Genomic DNA, 17886 nt, shown 5'->3' on the forward strand with positions numbered 1-17886 from the left:
CATGGCAAAAGTTAAAGTTTGGCGGCAAGCAGATCTTCCAGCGAGCGCTGATCGACTGCGAACTGGCGAATGCCTTCGGCCAGTTTTTCGACCGCCATCGCGTCCTGGTTATGCTCCCAGCGGAATTCCGCTTCGGTCATCGGTTGCGGACGGCTAAAGCCCTGGGATGCCGGGATCAGCTTACGCGCGACCGGCGCATCGCTATCCTGCAGCTCTTTGAGCAGGTTAGGGGAGATGGTCAGACGGTCGCAGCCCGCCAGCGCCAGGATCTGCTCGGTACGGCGGAAGCTCGCGCCCATCACGATGGTCTGGTAGTTATGCTGCTTGTAGTAGTCATAGATGTTACGCACCGACTTCACGCCGGGATCTTCATCGACCACATACGGGTCCATCGGCTTGCGGGTGTTGTACCAGTCATAGATACGTCCGACGAACGGGGAGATCAGATACACCCCTGCTTCGGCACAGGCCCGCGCCTGGGCAAAGGAGAAAAGCAGCGTCAGGTTGCAGTGAATGCCCTCTTTTTCGAGCTCCTCCGCCGCGCGGATACCTTCCCAGGTGGACGCGAGCTTGATCAGAATGCGTGACTTATCGATGCCCTGATCCTGATAAAGCTCCACCAGGCGACGCGCTTTGGCGATGCTTTTTTCTTTGTCGAACGACAGACGGGCGTCGACTTCCGTTGAGACGCGTCCCGGAATGCTTTTCAGAATTTCCGCACCCACATTGACCGCCAGTTTGTCGCTGGCTTCCGCCACCTGCTCTTTTTGCGTACTGCCGCGTTTTTTGCCGTATTCCAGCGCATCGGTGAACAGATGCTGGTAATGCTCAAGGCTGGCGGCCTTCAGCAGCAGGGAAGGGTTGGTGGTGGCGTCCTGGGGTTGATAGTTACGAATCGATTCAATATCGCCGCTGTCGGCGACTACGGTGGTGAATTGTTTAATGCCATCGAGTTGGTTCATTTTGCTACTCCTTGAAAAGCAAAGATTTTATTGGGCGCTGTCAGTGTCGCCCGCCGGGATCTCATCAGGGACATAACAAAAAAGCATAGCAGACGCACATAGCAATGCTTTCCCGAACCAGCAACATCGCTGCTATAAATTGATAACACCAAAGGGTTGCATGACTCAGAGTTTGGCGGTCTTCAAAGTTTAGCCGCCGCTAACGGGCGATACTGACGGCCTGGTTAAACGAGCGTGCGACACGCCGCTTCATACCCTGCAAGAGAAAAAGGATCAGTAAAATGGATGAACAACTAAAACAAAGCGCCCTCGATTTTCACGAATTCCCGGTTCCAGGCAAAATTCAGGTTTCCCCGACCAAACCGCTGGCGACCCAGCGCGATCTGGCGCTGGCGTATTCGCCAGGCGTGGCGGCGCCGTGTCTGGAGATCGCCGCCGACCCGCTGGCCGCGTATAAATACACCGCGCGCGGCAACCTGGTGGCGGTTATCTCCAACGGCACCGCCGTGCTGGGGCTTGGCAATATCGGCGCGCTGGCCGGTAAACCGGTGATGGAAGGCAAGGGCGTCCTGTTTAAGAAATTCGCCGGTATTGATGTGTTTGATATCGAAATCGATGAGCACGATCCCGATAAAGTGGTGGATGTGGTGGCGGCGCTGGAGCCGACTTTCGGCGGTATCAACCTGGAAGATATCAAAGCGCCGGAATGTTTTTATATCGAAAAGAAACTGCGCGAGCGCATGAACATTCCGGTGTTCCATGACGATCAGCACGGCACCGCCATTATCTGTACCGCCGCGGTGTTAAACGGCCTGCGCGTGGTGCAAAAAAATATCTCCGACGTGCGGCTGGTGGTCTCCGGCGCGGGCGCGTCCGCCATCGCCTGTATGAACCTGCTGGTGGCGCTTGGCATGCAGAAGCGCAACATCGTGGTGTGCGACTCCAAAGGCGTCATCTACAAAGGCCGCGAAGAGAACATGGCGGAAACCAAAGCCGCCTACGCGATTGACGATAACGGCAAGCGCACGCTCGGCGACGTGATCGAAGGCGCGGATATTTTCCTCGGTTGCTCCGGCCCGAAAGTGATGACCCAGGAGATGGTCAAAAAGATGGCCGCTTCGCCGCTCATCCTGGCGCTCGCCAACCCTGAGCCGGAAATCATGCCGCCGCTCGCCAAAGAAGTGCGCCCGGATGCGATCATCTGCACCGGCCGTTCAGATTTCCCGAACCAGGTGAATAACGTCCTCTGCTTCCCGTTCATCTTCCGCGGCGCGCTGGATGTGGGCGCGACCGCCATTAACGAAGAGATGAAGCTCGCGGCGGTGCACGCGATTGCCGAGCTGGCGCATGCCGAGCAGAGCGACGTGGTGGCTTCGGCCTATGAAGATCAGGAGCTGTCGTTCGGCCCGGATTACATCATTCCGAAACCGTTCGACCCGCGCCTTATCGTGACCATCGCGCCTGCGGTAGCGAAAGCGGCGATGGACTCCGGCGTGGCGACCCGCCCGATCGAGGATTTCGACGCGTATAAAGACAAACTCACCGAATTTGTCTACAAAACCAACCTGTTTATGAAGCCGGTGTTTAATCAGGCGCGTAAAGATCCGAAGCGCGTGGTGCTGACTGAAGGCGAAGAGCCGCGCGTGCTGCATGCGACCCAGGAGCTGATTACGCTTGGGCTGGCGAAGCCGGTGCTGGTGGGCCGCCCGGGCGTTATTGAGATGCGCCTGAAGAAACTCGGTCTGCAAATCGAGGCGGGCAAAGATTTCGAGATCGTGAATAACGAATCGGACCCGCGCTTTAAAGAGTACTGGAACGAGTACTACAGCATCATGAAACGCCGTGGCATTACGCAGGAGCAGGCCCAGCGCGCCGTTATCGGCAACAGCACGGTGATTGGGGCTATTATGGTGCATCGCGGCGAAGTGGATGCGATGATTTGCGGCACGATCGGCGATTATCATGAGCATTTCAGCGTGGTTCAACAGATTTTCGGCTATCGCGATGGCGTAAAAGCCGCAGGTGCGATGAACGCGCTGCTGCTGCCGAGCGGCAACACCTTTATCGCCGACACGTATGTGAACGACGATCCGACGCCGGAACAGCTCGCGGAGATCACCGTCATGGCGGCGGAAACGGTGCGTCGTTTCGGGATCGAGCCGAAAGTGGCGCTGCTGTCGCATTCAAACTTCGGATCTTCCGATTCGCCTGCCGCCAGCAAAATGCGCGAGACGTTGCAGCTGGTGCGTGAGCACGCCCCGGATCTGATGATCGACGGCGAGATGCACGGCGACGCGGCGCTGGTGGAGAGCATCCGCAGCGATCGTATGCCGGACAGCCCGCTGAAAGGCTCGGCCAACATCCTGATTATGCCGAACGTGGAAGCGGCGCGTATCAGCTATAACCTGTTGCGCGTGTCGAGCTCCGAAGGCGTGACCGTAGGGCCGGTGTTGATGGGCGTCGCGAAACCGGTGCACGTATTGACGCCGATCGCCTCGGTTCGCCGTATCGTGAATATGGTGGCGCTGGCCGTGGTCGAAGCGCAAACCAACCCGCTGTAAGGCGTTAAAGGCGGGTGCGCAAGCTTACCCGCCCTACAGGAAAGGTGGATTTTGTAGGGTGGGTAAGCGCAGCGCACCCACCATTTACCCGGTGTTCGTAGAATAAGTGGTTGTAGGGTGGGTAAGCGCAGCGCACCCACCGTTTACCCGGTGTTCGTAGAGTAAGTGGTTGTAGGGTGGGTAAGCGAAGCCGCACCCCACCGTTTACCCGGTGTTCGTAGAGTAAGTGGTTGTAGGGTGGGTAAGCGAAGCCGCACCCACCATTTACCCGGTGTTCGTAGAATAAGTGGTTGTAGGGTGGGTAAGCGTAGCGCACCCACCGTTTACCCGAGCGCATCCACCGTTTACCTGAACGCACTCATCGCCCACTACCGTCGACCGAGCGGCACCACCAGCGGCGTACCCGCCACCGGATCCTCAATAATCATGCACCGCAGCCCGTAAATCGCCTCGATAAGCGCCGCGTCCACAATCTCTGACGGCGCGCCCTCGGCGATAATCTTCCCGTCCCGCAACGCAATCAGATGGTTCGCGTAGCGGCACGCCTGGTTCAAATCATGCAGCACTGCGGCAAGCGTATACCCCTGCTCGCGGTTAAGCGCGCTCAGCAGTTCCAGCAAATCAATCTGATGGCTGATATCAAGCCAGGTGGTCGGCTCGTCGAGCAGCAGAATCGAGGTCTCCTGCGCTAACACCATCGCAATCCAGGCGCGCTGACGCTGGCCGCCGGACAGCGTATCGACGCTCTGGTCGGCAAGCGCGGTCACGCCGGTCGCGTCCATCGCGTTTTGCACCGCGCGCTCGTCCTCGTCGCGCCAGCGGGTAAACAGCGGCTGATGCGGATAACGCCCACGCGCCACCAGCTCCTGGACGGTGATATCCCCCGGCGCGCTGGCGTTCTGCGCGAGCAATCCAATGCGCCGCGCCACCTCTTTGGTGGCGAAGTGCTGAATTGCCTCGCCGTCGAGGCGCACCTGCCCGCCGAGCGGTTTCATCAGGCGGCTCAACGTGCGCAGCAGCGTCGATTTGCCACAGCCGTTCGGGCCGATAATGGCGGTGAATTTCCCGTCGGGAATCGCCACGTTCAGCCCGTCTGCGACGCGAAAATCGCCGTAGCCCAGCGTCAGCGCTTCACCGGTTAAGCGTGAGGTCATAGTCATCTCTTGCGTGACTCCTGTATCAACAAGGCGATGAGATAAATGCCGCCGAGGCAGACGGTGACGGTGCCCACCGGCAACTGATAAGGCGTAAACAGATACTGGGCGCACAGATCGGCGGCCAGCAGCAACAGCGCGCCGCACAGCGCCGCCTGGGTCAGCCCGAAGCGCGCGGTGCCGCTTAACCGACGGGCGATATGCGGCGCCACCAGCGCGACAAACGAAATCGGTCCGGCCATCGCCGTCGCGCCAGCGGTCAGCACCACGCCGGTCAGCATCAACAGCAGGCGAGAGCGTTCCACCGCCACGCCCAGCGCGCAGGCGCTGTCGTCGCCCATCTCCAGAAGCCGCATCCGGCGCACCAGCAGCGCGCTCGCCAGCAGCGCCAGCAGGAGCAGCGGGGCGGCGGGCAGCGTTTTCCCCCACGTAATGCCGTTCAGCGAACCGGCGTTCCACAGGCCCGCCGACAGCGCCGTCTCAAGCGACGCCTGCAACAGCAGCCAGGTATTGAACGCCACCAGCATTGCGCGCACGCCGATGCCGATAATAATCAGCCGGAAGGTATCGATGCCGTTGCGCCAGGCGAGTATCCATACGATAAACGCCGTCAGCGTGCCGCCAGCTATAGCGGCGAACGCGATAGCAGACTGATGCTGGCCCGCCAGCACCATCGCCACCAGCACGCCGCTCCAGGCGCCGGTGTTAAAGCCCATCACATCCGGGCTGCCTAAGGGGTTACGCATCAGCGACTGGAAAATCGCGCCGCTCACGCCGAGCGCCGCGCCCAGCAGCAGCGCCATCGCCACGCGCGGCAGGCGCCATTCGGTAACGATAAGCGCAACATTACGCGGCGCGTGACCGGTCAGCGCCTCCAGCACCTTACGGGCTTCAAGCGTTACCGCGCCCTGCGTCAGCGCCCAGAGGCCGAGCCCGATGCACAGGCTCAACGTCAGCAGGCAAAAAAGCCCTAAACGGGGGGAAACGGATCTCATAGCGACGCTCCGCCGCGCCGCTGGCGCACCAGATAAATCAGCGCGGGCGCGCCGATAAACGCGCTCATCACCGACACCCGCAGTTCGCCCGGCACCAGCAGCCGGCCAATGATATCCGCGAGCAGCAGCAGCGACGGCGTTGCGAGCAGCGTCACCGGCAGCGACCAGCGGTGATCCGCCCCCACCAGCCAGCGCGCCAGGTGCGGCATCATCAGGCCGATAAAGGCGATGGGGCCCACCACGGCGGTGGCGCTGGCGCACAGAAGCGTAATGGCGATAAGCCCGAGGACTTGCGTGCGCGCCACGCGGCTGCCGAGCGCCGTCGCCGTGTCGCTTCCCATGCTCAGGCTGTTCAGGGCGCGCCCCAGCAGCAGCGCGATAACGGCACCTGTGAACACGACCGGCGCGATGGCTTTAAGCGTCGTCAGGGTACGGATATCAAGCGAGCCCGCCTGCCAGAAGCGCAGCTGGTCATACACCACCGGGTTTAATAGCGCGATACCGCCGGAAAGCCCTTCCAGCACCGCCGCCAGCGCCACACCGGCGAGCGTCAGGCGCACAGGGCTAAGCTGTCCGCCGCCCGCGCTGCCGGTAAACGCCACGACCAGCGTCGCCGCCAGCGCGCCGCACAGCGCCAGCGCGAGGATATGCAGCGGATCGCTCACGCCCCACAGCGCCGCGCCCAGCACAATGGCGAAACTGGCGCCGGAGTTGACGCCTAACAGGCCGGGGTCGGCGAGCGGGTTGCGGGTCAGCGTTTGCATTAACGCCCCGGCAAGCCCGAGCGACAGCCCGGCGACAATACCGGCAAGGGTGCGGGGCAGGCGCGCATCCAGCACGATGGTGCAGTCCGCCTCGCGGCAAGCGCCGGTGAGCGCGTCCATCACAAGAGAGAAGGGCAGGGATTTGGCGCCCACCAGCAGGCTGAGGGCGACTATCAACAGCAGCAACAACAAGAGACACCCCAGGACAACCATCCTGGAGGAAAGGCGCGAGGCCGACATAACGCACATCCTGGAATCGATAATGATAGTTATTATCACTCTTATCTGGCTATGTTAGCATGGCCGTCCCGTTATCCGGCAAGGAAAATTCGCGTTAAGGCCCTGTAATGAACCGACATTCGCTGTTACTGAACCTCTCGTTGCTGAAAACCCATCCCGCTTATCGCGCCGTCTTTCTGGCGCGTTTTATCTCCATTCTTGGTCTTGGACTGCTTGGCGTGGCGGTGCCGGTGCAGATCCAGACGCTCACCGGCTCGCCTTTTCAGGTGGGGCTGGCGGTCACGCTGACCGGGGCGGCGATGTTCATCGGCCTGATGACCGGCGGCGTGCTGGCAGACCGTTACGAGCGCAAAACGCTCATTCTGCTGGCCCGCTCTACCTGTGGTCTTGGGTTTATCGGGCTTTGGATCAACGCTATGTTGCCCGCGCCGTCGGTCACCGCGATTTATCTGCTCGGGGTGTGGGATGGGTTTTTCGGGGCGATCGGCGTAACGGCGCTGCTGGCGGCGACGCCTGCTATCGTCGGGCGTGAAAACCTGATGCAAGCGGGTGCGATCACCATGCTGACGGTGCGCCTGGGCTCGGTGATTTCGCCGCTGCTCGGCGGCGTGCTGCTGGCCTGGGGCGGCGTGGTCTGGAACTACGCGCTGGCGGCGCTTGGCACGTTTCTCACGCTCCTGCCGCTGCTCACCCTCCCGGCGCTGCCCGCGCCGCAGATGCAGCGTCAGCATCCGCTGCGCGCGCTGGCCGACGGGCTGCGCTTTCTTGCGGCAAGCCCGGTCGTGGGCGGCGTGGCGCTGGTCGGCGCGCTGCTGACGATGGCGAGCGCGGTGCGCGTGCTGTATCCGTCGCTTGCGAACCACTGGCAGATGGCGAGCGGTGAAATCGGCGTGCTGTACGCCGCGGTGCCGCTCGGCGCGGCGCTGGGCGCGCTCACCAGCGGCGGGCTCGCGCATGCCCCGCGCCCTGGCCGCACGCTGCTGATTTCCTCCGTGCTGGCGCTGGCGGCCGTCGGCGTGTTCAGCCTGATGCCATTCTGGCCGCTGGCGTTCGTCTGCCTGACGTTGTTCGGCTACCTGAGCGGCGTGAGCTCGCTTATCCAGTACCAGCTTATCCAGACCCGCACGCCGGATCACATGCTCGGGCGTATCAACGGACTGTGGACCGCGCAAAATGTCACGGGCGACGCCATCGGCGCGGCGGCGCTCGGCGGTATGGGCGCCTGGTTTTCGCCAGTGAGCGCCGCCAGCGTCGGTGGGCTTGGGCTGGCCGTTATCACCCTTGCGCTGGCGCTGCTTTTTGTTGAACTGCGCCGGTTGCGCCAGCCGCCGCCGGAACCCGCGCCGCATTAAAAAAGGGGCCAACCGGCCCCCCATTTATGCGTTGAATAATGTCTCAAGCCGTTTGAGCAGCAGGCTGGCGCTGTAGTAATCGAGCCGGAAGGTTTCGGTGCCGAGGGCGTAAACCCGTTTATTTTTCACCGCCGGCAGGTGGGCCAGCAGCGGATCGCGCATCAGCGCCGCGGCGTCTTTATCATCAGCCGCGAACAAAAACAGCGTCTCGCCGTTCAGCCCCGCCGCCAGATTTTCCCCGCCGAGCTGAATAATATCGTGGCGTTTGCCCATGCTGGTGAGGCTGTGCGCGGCGGGCGGCGGCGCGAGCGTAAAGCCGAGCTGGCCGAGCAGTTTCCCTTGCGCCGATTCGGTGGTCCAGAGATTCGCGCCGTGCGCCGCAGGGTTATAAACCAGCGCGCTCACGGGCTGCGGCGGCAGCCTCATCTGCGCTTTCGCCTGCGCGAGCTGCTGGTCAAACTGCGCGATGCGCTCGGCGGCCTGCTTCTCACGACCGGTGATCTCGCCAAGCTGCGTTAACAATGCCTGCCAGCTTTTATCGTCGTAATTGATGATTAACGTCGGCGCGATAGCGGAAAATTGCTCGTACAGCGCCTGCGCCGAATCGCCGCCGGTGGCGCTCACCAGAATCAGATCCGGCATCTGCGCGGCCACGGCCTCGGCGTTTGGCTCGCCGATATAGAGCCGCTCAACATGACGCGCTTTCGCCACGTCGCCCCACTGACGTAAAAATCCCTGGTCGTCGGCAACACGGTTGCCGGGCGACGTAGCACCGCTCGCCACCACCGGCGCGTCAATCGCCAGCAGCGAACCGGTCAGCGTGACGCTGGTGGAGACAATGCGTTGCGGCGCCTTATCAAGCGTATGCACGCCGCGGTTGTCGGTTATCTGGCGCGGCCAGGAAGCCGCCTGCGAAACTGAGGAAATTCCTAAAACCAGCAGGCTGGCGGCGAGTATGGCGCGTAGAGCGGAAGTGAACGTCACGGCAACGATTCCTGTAAGATGAGTCAATAATGCTTCTCATTTTCATCATTTGCCGACAGGTTGCAAGCGGCTCTGCGGACTTCACGGCATGCTCACGGTTGACAACCCTGCCATTTCACCTTAGGTTACGCCTCCAAATACAAATGATAACAATTATCAGTTCACTTTTTGGTACAGGAGGAGCGCATGGACACGTCACTGGCCGGAGAACGCGGCGACGCTGCCGCATCCCTTTCATCCGACAGTTTTTTCTTCATGTCGCCTTATCGCAGTTTTACCACCCGCGGCTGTTTCATGCGCCTGGCGACGCCAGCCGCCGACGGCGCAGAGCGCCACGGCGTGTTTCAGACCGCGCTGCGTGACGCGTTCGACCGCGCCCGCAGGCAGGGCATCGCGCGCCCTGTCGTCGTCGGCGCTATTCCATTCGACACCCGCAAACCGTCCGCGCTGTTTATTCCTGAAAGCCACAGTGATACCGCCCGCGGCGGGTATTCGCTTATCGAAAATAGCGCCGCGCCGCGAGTTATCCGCCGTGAAGCGCTCCCGGACGAGGCGACGTTCAGGGCGATGGTGGCGCGCGCCGCCGCGCTGACCGACACGCCTGCGGTCAGCAAAATCGTGCTCTCCCGTCTTATCGACATCACCACAGAAGACGCACCGGACAGCCTGGCGCTGCTGGCGCGTCTGGTGGCGCAAAACCCCGCGAGTTTTAACTTCCACGTGCCGCTGGCGGAGGGCGGCGCGTTGCTTGGCGCGAGCCCGGAACTACTGCTGCGTAAAGACGGCAATACCTTCAGCTCGCTGCCGCTGGCGGGCTCCGCGCGCCGCCATGCCGACGCGGCGCAGGATAAAAGCGCAGGTCAGGCGCTGCTCTGCTCGGCCAAAGATCGCCATGAGCATGAACTGGTGACGCAGGCGATGCGCGACGTACTCGCGCCGCGCAGCCAGCGCCTCGCGATGCCGGGCGCGCCGGAGCTGATTACCACGCCGACGCTCTGGCATCTCGCGACGCCCGTCGAGGGCGAAACGCGCTTTGCGGATGACAACGCGCTGTCGCTCGCCTGCCTGCTGCACCCGACGCCCGCGCTGAGCGGTTACCCGCATGAAGCGGCGAAAGCGTATATCGCCGAGCTGGAGCCGTTCGATCGCGAGCTGTTCGGCGGGATTGTCGGCTGGTGCGATGCCGACGGCAACGGCGAGTGGGCGGTGACCATTCGCTGCGCGCGTTTGCAGCAAAACCAGGTACGGCTGTTTGCAGGCGCGGGCATTGTTCCGGCGTCCGATCCGGCTTCGGAGTGGCGCGAAACCGGCGTCAAGCTCTCCACCATGCTCCACGTTTTAGGTCTTCACTGAGGTTTTACGCATGACGATCCCTTACACCCGCTGGCCGGACGATCTCGCCGCGCGCTACCGCGACCGCGGCTACTGGCTAGACCTGCCGCTTACCGATATTGTCAGCCGCCACGCGCAGAGCGCCGCGACGGCGCTTATCGACGGCGAGCGCCGCTACAGCTACCGCGAGCTGGATGCGGCAGCCACACGTCTTGCGGGCGCGCTGGCGCGCCGTGGGCTGTCTCGCGGCGACACCGCGCTGGTTCAGCTTGGCAACGTGGCGGAGTTTTACATCGTGTTCTTCGCGCTGCTGAAAATCGGCGTGGCACCGGTCAACGCGCTGTTTAGTCATCAGCGCACCGAGCTTGACGCGTACGCGCGCCAGATTGCTCCGGCGCTGCTGATCGCCGACCGCGAGCACGCGCTCTTTAGCGACGATGCGTATATCACCGCGCTGAAAGCGCAGCACTCGTCGTTGCGCATGACGCTTCTGCGCGGCGACGGGCTGGACGCGCTGATTTCAGAGCCTGAAGCAGATGTTATTTTCACGCCGTCCGCCGCCGATGAAGTGGCGTTTTTCCAGCTCTCCGGCGGCAGTACCGGCACGCCGAAGCTCATCCCGCGCACGCATAACGACTACTACTACAGCATCCGCCGCAGCGTGGAGATTTGTGAATTCACCCGCGAAACGCGCTACCTCTGCGCGTTACCCGCGGCGCACAACTACCCGTTAAGCTCCCCCGGCGCGCTCGGCGTGTTCTTCGCCGAAGGTTGCGTGGTGCTGGCGCGCGACCCGAGCGCGACGCTGTGCTTCCCGCTGATTGAGGCGCACCAGGTTAACGTCACCGCGCTGGTGCCGCCCGCCGTCAGCCTCTGGCTGCAGGCCATTCAGGAGTGGGGCGATAACCGCCAGCTGGCGTCGCTGAAACTGTTGCAGGTCGGCGGCGCGCGGCTTTCCGACACGCTCGCCGCGCGTATTCCGGCGGAGATCGGCTGTCAGCTCCAGCAGGTGTTCGGTATGGCTGAAGGGCTGGTCAACTACACCCGCCTGGACGATCCGGACGAGCGCATTTTCACCACGCAGGGCCGCCCGATGAGCCCGGACGATGAGGTCTGGGTGGCCGATGAAAACGGCAATCCGCTGCCGCGCGGTGAGACAGGACGGCTGATGACGCGCGGCCCGTACACCTTCCGCGGCTACTACAACAGCCCTGAACACAACGCCAGCGCCTTTGATGAAAACGGTTTTTACTGCTCCGGCGATCTGGTAGCCATCGATGAGCAGGGCTACATCACCGTTCAGGGGCGCGAGAAAGATCAGATCAACCGCGGGGGCGAGAAGATCGCCGCGGAAGAGATCGAGAACCTGTTGCTCGGCCACGAGGCTATCGTCCACGCGGGTCTGGTCTCGATGGAAGACAGTCTGCTTGGCGAAAAAAGCTGCGCGTATATCGTCACCACCCGCCCGGTCAAGGCGGTGGAGATCCGCCGCTTTTTACGCGAGCTGGGCGTCGCCGATTTTAAACTGCCGGATCGCGTGGAGCGCGTTGATGAACTGCCGCTCACGCCGGTCGGCAAAGTGGATAAAAAACAACTGCGTCTGTGGCTGGCCGCGCGTCAGCCCGTCTCTGAGTAAGGAAAGACTATGGCTATCCCAAAACTGAACGCCTATACGCTGCCCACGGCAGCCGATCTCCCGCAAAATAAAGTGAGCTGGGCGTTTGAGCCGCCGCGCGCGGCGCTGCTCATCCATGATATGCAGGAGTATTTCCTTAACTTCTGGGGCGAAAACTGCCCGGTGATCGAACAGGTGGTGGCGAATATCGCCGCGCTGAGAAAGTACTGTAAGGCGCAGGGCATCCCGGTTTACTACACCGCGCAGCCCAATAATCAGAGCGACGCCGACCGCGCGCTGCTGAACGACATGTGGGGGCCGGGGCTGAACAACCATCCTGAGAAACAAAAGGTGGTCGCGGCGCTGGCGCCGGATGCCGACGACACCGTGCTGGTGAAATGGCGCTACAGCGCGTTTCATCGCTCGCCGCTTGAACATACGCTGAAAGAGACGGGCCGCGATCAGCTCATCATCTGCGGCGTTTACGCCCACATCGGCTGCATGATCACCGCCACCGACGCGTTTATGCGCGATATCCAACCGTTTATGGTGGCCGACGCGCTGGCGGATTTCAGCCGTGATGAGCATCTGATGGCATTGAATTACGTTGCGGGCCGCGCCGGGCGCGTGGTGATGACCGCCGATCTGCTGCCTGCTAATGATTCGGACGCGCCGGGCAGCAAAGCGGCGCTGCGCGCGCTGGTGCTGCCGCTGCTGGATGAATCCGACGAGCCGGAAGATGACGAAAACCTGATCGACTACGGTCTGGATTCCGTGCGCATGATGGCGCTCGCGGCGCGCTGGCGCAAAGTACATGGCGATATCGATTTCGTGATGCTCGCGAAAAACCCGACCATCGATGCCTGGTGGGCGCTGCTAAGCCGGGAGCCGCGGGCATGACGCTCGATTTCCAGGGGAAAAACGTCTGGGTGACGGGCGCGGGCAAGGGCATTGGCTATACCACCGCGCTGGCGTTTGCCGCGGCGGGCGCGAAGGTGACCGGTTTCGATCTGGCATTTCCACTGGCCGATTATCCGTTTGCGTGTGAAACGCTCGATGTGGCAGACGCCGCGGCGGTGGCGGATGTTTGCCAGCGGTTGCTCACTAATAGCGCCCGTCTTGATGTGCTGGTGAACGCGGCGGGCATTCTGCGCATGGGCGCGACGGATGAACTCTCTCCCGACGACTGGCAGCAGACGTTCGCGGTGAATGTGGGCGGCGCGTTTAACTTCTTTCAGCAGACGATGGCGCAGTTTCGCGCGCAAAAGGGCGGGGCTATCGTGACCGTCGCGTCCGACGCCGCCCATACGCCGCGCATCGGGATGTCGGCGTATGGCGCATCGAAAGCGGCGCTCAAAAGCCTGGCGCTGACCGTGGGGCTGGAGCTGGCGTCCTCTGGCGTGCGCGCCAATCTGGTGTCACCGGGCTCGACCGACACCGATATGCAGCGCACGCTGTGGAAAAGCGACGATGCTGAACAGCAGCGCATTCGCGGTTTCGCGGAACAGTTTAAGCTCGGTATTCCGCTCGGCAAGATCGCGCAGCCGCAGGATGTGGCGAACACCATCCTGTTTCTCGCCTCGGATCTCGCAAGCCACATTACGCTACAGGATGTTGTTATCGACGGCGGCTCAACGCTTGGAGCATAGATGATCTGGAAACGACACATGACGCTTGAGGCGCTGAACGCGACCAGCGTCGGCACGCTGGTGGAGCATCTGGGGATCGTATATACCCGTCTCGGCGATGATTTGCTGGAGGCTACCATGCCGGTCGATACGCGCACGCATCAGCCGTTCGGCCTGCTGCACGGCGGCGCTTCCGCGGCGCTTGCCGAAACGCTCGGCTCGATGGCCGGTTACCTGACCACCCGTGATGGGCAGTGCGTGGTGGGCACCGAAATCAGCGCGTCTCATCACCGCGCGGTGTCGCAGGGCCAGGTGCGCGGCGTTTGTCAGCCGTTGCATCTGGGGCGGCAGAGCCAGTGCTGGGAGATCGTGATTTATGACGAACAGGGGCGGCGCTGCTGCACCAGCCGGTTAAGTACGGCGATTATGGGGTAGGGGATTGTTAGCACGGCGGGTGCGCTTACGCTTACCCGCCCTACGTCCTTTGTTAAACGGGCTTTTATAGGGTGGGTAAGCGAAGCGGACCAGCCATTGCAGAAGGCGATCGTCTGTATCGCATGAGCGGCGAATATATACGCTCGGTGAACGGTTCCGTTCGCCGACACGCTGTCTTTCTCTGCCGCCTTTCCTCACGCGAACGTGTTAAGGGGGCTCGCCGCCGCCCCCTTAACAATCCCGGCTCGCGGCCAAAGGGCAGCCGCTGGGAAAACCCCTCGTATCAGCGTGCTATTTCGGAAATCTTGTTTTCGTAGGGCGGGTAAGCGCAGCGCACCCGCCGCGTTAAACCACCGGGAACCCGCCAGCCCCGTGATCCCGTTAACAGACTGACGTAAATCCCTGCCGCCAGGACGCGTTTCTCTGGTGGCTAAGTTGTTAAATCCATTTTGGTGATATAGAAACAAAATGTAACACCTATGTTTCACTCACTGTTTCACTGAATGGATAACTATTATGACGAACTCAGGGAAATACCTTATCTGGGCGGCGCTCTCCGTCGTGGGCGCGTTTGCGCTGGGCTATATCGCCCTTAACCGCGGTGAGCAGATCAACGCACTATGGATCGTGGTCGCCGCCGTCTGTATCTATCTCATCGCTTACCGTTTTTATGGTCTCTTCATCGCCAAACGCGTGCTGGCCGTCGACCCGACGCGCATGACGCCTGCGGTGCGCCATAACGACGGGCTCGACTATGTCCCCACCGATAAAAAAGTGCTGTTCGGTCACCATTTTGCGGCGATAGCCGGGGCCGGGCCGCTGGTCGGGCCGGTGCTGGCGGCGCAGATGGGGTATCTGCCGGGCATGATCTGGATCCTCGCAGGCGTTGTACTGGCAGGCGCGGTACAGGATTTCATGGTGCTGTTTGTCTCCACCCGTCGCGACGGACGTTCACTCGGCGAACTGGTGAAAGAAGAGATGGGCAACACCGCGGGCGTCATCGCGCTCGTCGCCTGCTTCATGATTATGATTATCATCCTGGCGGTGCTGGCGATGATCGTCGTGAAAGCGCTGACCCACAGCCCGTGGGGCACCTACACCGTCGCCTTTACCATTCCGCTTGCGCTCTTTATGGGCATTTATATTCGTTACCTGCGGCCAGGACGCATCGGTGAAGTGTCAGTTATCGGCCTGGTGATGCTGGTATTCGCCATTGTCTCCGGCGGCTGGGTGGCGCAGAGCCCGACCTGGGCGCCGTGGTTTGATTTCACCGGCGTGCAGTTAACCTGGATGCTGGTGGGTTACGGGTTTGTCGCGGCGGTATTGCCGGTCTGGCTGCTCCTGGCGCCGCGCGATTACCTCTCGACGTTCCTCAAAATCGGCACCATTGTCGGTCTCGCCATCGGCATTCTGATCATGCGCCCGACGCTGACGATGCCCGCGATGACCAAATTCATCGACGGCACCGGCCCGGTCTGGACCGGCAATCTGTTCCCGTTCCTGTTTATCACCATTGCCTGTGGCGCGGTGTCAGGCTTCCATGCGCTCATCGCCTCCGGCACCACGCCGAAAATGCTCGCCAATGAAAACCAGGCCTGCTTTATCGGCTACGGCGGCATGCTGATGGAGTCATTTGTCGCGATCATGGCGCTGGTCTCGGCCTGCGTTATCGACCCCGGCGTTTACTTTGCGATGAACAGCCCGATGGCGGTGCTTGCTCCCGCAGGCACGGCGGATGTAGTCGCGTCGGCCGCCCAGGTGGTGAGCGGCTGGGGCTTCCAGATAACGCCGGATACGCTCAATCAGATTGCGAACGAAGTAGGCGAGCAGACGATTATCTCGCGGGCGGGCGGCGCGCCGACGCTTGCGGTCGGCATGGCGTATATTCTCCACGGGGCGCTCGGCGGCCTGATGGATGTGTCGTTCTGGTATCACTTCGCCATTCTGTTTGAGGCGCTGTTTATCCTGACGGCGGTGGATGCGGGCACCCGCGCCGCGCGCTTTATGCTGCAGGATCTGCTCGGCGTCATTTCGCCAGGCCTCAAACGCACCGATTCACTGCCCGCCAACCTGCTGGCGACGGCGCTGTGCGTGCTGGCCTGGGGCTATTTCCTGCATCAGGGCGTGGTGGATCCGCTCGGCGGTATTAACACGCTGTGGCCGCTGTTTGGTATCGCCAACCAGATGCTGGCGGGCATGGCGCTGATGCTCTGCGCCGTGGTGCTGTTTAAGATGAAGCGCCAGCGTTATGCATGGGTGGCGCTGGTGCCGACCGCGTGGCTGCTAGTTTGTACGCTCACTGCTGGCTGGCAGAAGGCGTTCAGCCCGGATAATAAAGTGGGCTTTCTCGCCATCGCCGGTAAATTCCAGGCGATTCTGGAGAGCGGGAACATTCCGCCGCAGTACACCGAGGCGCAGCTGAGCCAGCTGGTGTTTAATAACCGTCTCGACGCGGGCCTGACCATTTTCTTTATGGTGGTCGTCGTGGTGCTGGCGCTGTTCTCCATTAAAACCGCGCGGGCGGCGCTGAGGCAGGATAAGCCGACGGCCAACGAGACGCCGTATGAGCCGATGCCCGCCAGTGCGGAGCAGAGGGTCGCACAGGCGAAAAGCGCGCATTGAGTGAGGCGGTGGAGGCCGGAAAGGTGGGTGCGCTGACGCTTACCCACCCTGGGTGCGGCAATCGCGCTGTTTGTTGTAGGACTGTGCATCAAGGTGGGTGCGGCAACCGCGCTGTTCTTAGTTGTAGGGCGGGTAAGCGCAGCGCACCCGCCGTGGTGAACCAGGCTAAACGTCATCAACGAAGCCAACCGTTAAGGACAAAAAATGTTTGATACCCTCGCTAAAGCCGGGAAATACCTCGGCCAGGCCGCAAAAATGATGATCGGCGTGCCTGATTACGACAACTACGTCGAACACATGCGCGTTAACCACCCTGACCAGACGCCGATGACCTATGAGGAATTCTTCCGAGAACGCCAGGACGCCCGTTATGGCGCGAAAGGCGGCGCGAAATGCTGTTGAGCATCGAGCCTCAACGGTAAAGGATCAACTGTTCCGGCTGGCAACCGTACAGCGCCGCCAGTTTCTCGCGGGTGCGTTTTTGTGGACGTGAATCCGGCGATTCGAGCTGTGAAACCGCCGACTGACTGATGCCGAGTTTTTCCGCCACCTCTTGCTGAGAGAGGCCGCGCCAGATGCGCCAGGCGGCTTGTAAGCTGACGTCTTGTTCGACGGAAATCGCCACCACTTCATGCGGTATCGTTACGTCATCGTCGCTGTCTGGCTCCCAGGGCAATGACGCCAGCGCCTCGTCATCTTCCAGCTGCGCCAGCACAGACAGATAGAGTTCGTAAGGGATGACCGCATACTCGGGTTTGCCCTGTTTATCATGAATAATTTGTGCGTTGAGCATATCTAACCCCCGTTAATTTAGGTAAGTGGTCGTGGTTCTGCGTTTAACTTCCAGAATGAGGCAAATAACCGGAACCCCCGCCACACGCTCGTAAATAACCCGATAACTCCCCACCCGCAGCCGATAACGGGGTTTCAGCCCCGCCAGTTTTACAATGTCCAGCCTGGTCTCTTCGGTGGAGAGGGCGGAGACCTTCTTATAGAGCGTGAGTCGGTCGCTTTCAGGTACGGCGCCCAGTTGCTTGTACGCCCGCTTCGTCCATCTAATTTCCATTGCGTTCCCTCACTCTAACGGTTTTCTTGTTATAAGTAAAATATAAGAATATAAGCTTTATTCCGAAAGGCATTCTCTTATTCGGCAACGTTAAACGGGGTGAGGGAAGGAGGAAAGCGGCAGGGTAAGGTTTCTCGTGACGTCTCGCAAAAACGCCTTCCGAAGAAGGCGTTGCG

The 17886-nt window shown here is 61.4% G+C and carries 16 protein-coding genes; 9 read left to right on the forward strand and 7 right to left on the reverse strand.

Annotation, left to right across the window (positions count from 1 at the left end; genetic code table 11):
- Positions 1–11 precede the first annotated feature (11 nt).
- Positions 12–962 (reverse strand): transaldolase, encoded by a 951-nt coding sequence (tal, locus tag AACV31_RS22115; protein ID WP_015742049.1) that lies wholly within the window; start codon positions 960–962, stop codon positions 12–14.
- 281 nt (positions 963–1243) lie between these two features.
- Here tal and maeB point away from each other — a divergent pair, with 281 nt between their 5' ends.
- Positions 1244–3523 (forward strand): NADP-dependent oxaloacetate-decarboxylating malate dehydrogenase, encoded by a 2280-nt coding sequence (gene maeB, locus AACV31_RS22120; RefSeq protein ID WP_165156080.1) that lies wholly within the window; start codon positions 1244–1246, stop codon positions 3521–3523.
- 368 nt (positions 3524–3891) lie between these two features.
- Here the strand turns inward: maeB and fepC are convergent, their stop codons facing one another.
- The 3 genes from fepC to fepD are packed head-to-tail and all read right to left on the reverse strand — an operon-like array spanning position 3892 to position 6676.
- On the reverse strand, positions 3892–4677 hold the full coding sequence (fepC, locus tag AACV31_RS22125) for an iron-enterobactin ABC transporter ATP-binding protein (RefSeq protein WP_081588549.1): 786 nt from the start codon (positions 4675–4677) through the stop codon (positions 3892–3894).
- A gap of 2 nt (positions 4678–4679) precedes the next feature.
- Positions 4680–5672, reverse strand: a complete 993-nt coding sequence (gene fepG, locus AACV31_RS22130) for an iron-enterobactin ABC transporter permease (protein WP_105596754.1) — start codon at positions 5670–5672, stop codon at positions 4680–4682.
- A complete protein-coding gene (gene fepD, locus AACV31_RS22135; RefSeq protein ID WP_165156082.1) occupies positions 5669–6676 on the reverse strand; it encodes a Fe(3+)-siderophore ABC transporter permease in 1008 nt (335 codons plus the stop codon). The genes fepG and fepD overlap by 4 nt, the downstream gene beginning before the upstream one ends.
- Before the next feature lie 107 nt (positions 6677–6783).
- Between fepD and entS the strand changes: the two genes are divergently transcribed.
- Positions 6784–8028: an enterobactin transporter EntS gene (gene entS, locus AACV31_RS22140; RefSeq protein ID WP_165156084.1), complete on the forward strand. Its 1245-nt coding sequence runs from the start codon at positions 6784–6786 to the stop codon at positions 8026–8028.
- A gap of 24 nt (positions 8029–8052) precedes the next feature.
- Here the strand turns inward: entS and fepB are convergent, their stop codons facing one another.
- Positions 8053–9012, reverse strand: a complete 960-nt coding sequence (gene fepB / locus AACV31_RS22145) for a Fe2+-enterobactin ABC transporter substrate-binding protein (RefSeq protein WP_165156086.1) — start codon at positions 9010–9012, stop codon at positions 8053–8055.
- 186 nt (positions 9013–9198) lie between these two features.
- On the opposite strand from fepB, the gene entC reads away from it, so the two are divergent.
- From entC to AACV31_RS22180, 7 genes are all read left to right on the forward strand, one after another.
- Positions 9199–10365, forward strand: coding sequence for an isochorismate synthase EntC (gene entC / locus AACV31_RS22150; RefSeq protein ID WP_165156088.1), 1167 nt, complete (start codon positions 9199–9201; stop codon positions 10363–10365).
- 10 nt (positions 10366–10375) lie between these two features.
- On the forward strand, positions 10376–11980 hold the full coding sequence (locus AACV31_RS22155; protein WP_165156090.1) for a (2,3-dihydroxybenzoyl)adenylate synthase: 1605 nt from the start codon (positions 10376–10378) through the stop codon (positions 11978–11980).
- A 9-nt stretch (positions 11981–11989) separates the two neighbouring features.
- The gene (locus AACV31_RS22160) at positions 11990–12859 is read left to right on the forward strand and encodes an isochorismatase (RefSeq protein ID WP_165156092.1); all 870 of its coding nucleotides are present in this window, start codon (positions 11990–11992) and stop codon (positions 12857–12859) included.
- On the forward strand, positions 12856–13608 hold the full coding sequence (gene entA / locus AACV31_RS22165) for a 2,3-dihydro-2,3-dihydroxybenzoate dehydrogenase EntA (protein ID WP_165156094.1): 753 nt from the start codon (positions 12856–12858) through the stop codon (positions 13606–13608). The genes AACV31_RS22160 and entA overlap by 4 nt, the downstream gene beginning before the upstream one ends.
- Positions 13609–14022: a proofreading thioesterase EntH gene (entH, locus tag AACV31_RS22170; protein ID WP_032806675.1), complete on the forward strand. Its 414-nt coding sequence runs from the start codon at positions 13609–13611 to the stop codon at positions 14020–14022. It begins immediately after the preceding gene.
- 516 nt (positions 14023–14538) lie between these two features.
- Complete coding sequence (gene cstA / locus AACV31_RS22175; protein ID WP_105539256.1) at positions 14539–16644, forward strand: pyruvate/proton symporter CstA; 2106 nt, start codon at positions 14539–14541, stop codon at positions 16642–16644.
- 204 nt (positions 16645–16848) lie between these two features.
- Positions 16849–17046 (forward strand): YbdD/YjiX family protein, encoded by a 198-nt coding sequence (locus AACV31_RS22180; RefSeq protein WP_007700351.1) that lies wholly within the window; start codon positions 16849–16851, stop codon positions 17044–17046.
- 10 nt (positions 17047–17056) lie between these two features.
- Here AACV31_RS22180 and AACV31_RS22185 read toward each other — a convergent pair whose 3' ends face one another.
- Together AACV31_RS22185 and AACV31_RS22190 are read right to left on the reverse strand one after the other, a co-directional pair.
- A complete protein-coding gene (locus AACV31_RS22185) occupies positions 17057–17437 on the reverse strand; it encodes a helix-turn-helix domain-containing protein (RefSeq protein WP_007763040.1) in 381 nt (126 codons plus the stop codon).
- Between the two features lie 12 nt (positions 17438–17449).
- Entirely contained in the window at positions 17450–17710 is a 261-nt protein-coding gene (locus tag AACV31_RS22190) for a type II toxin-antitoxin system RelE family toxin (protein ID WP_015742035.1), read from the reverse strand.
- Positions 17711–17886 lie beyond the last annotated feature (176 nt).

This window comes from Cronobacter sp. EKM101R, assembly GCF_963888145.1.
Lineage (GTDB): Bacteria > Pseudomonadota > Gammaproteobacteria > Enterobacterales > Enterobacteriaceae > Cronobacter > Cronobacter turicensis.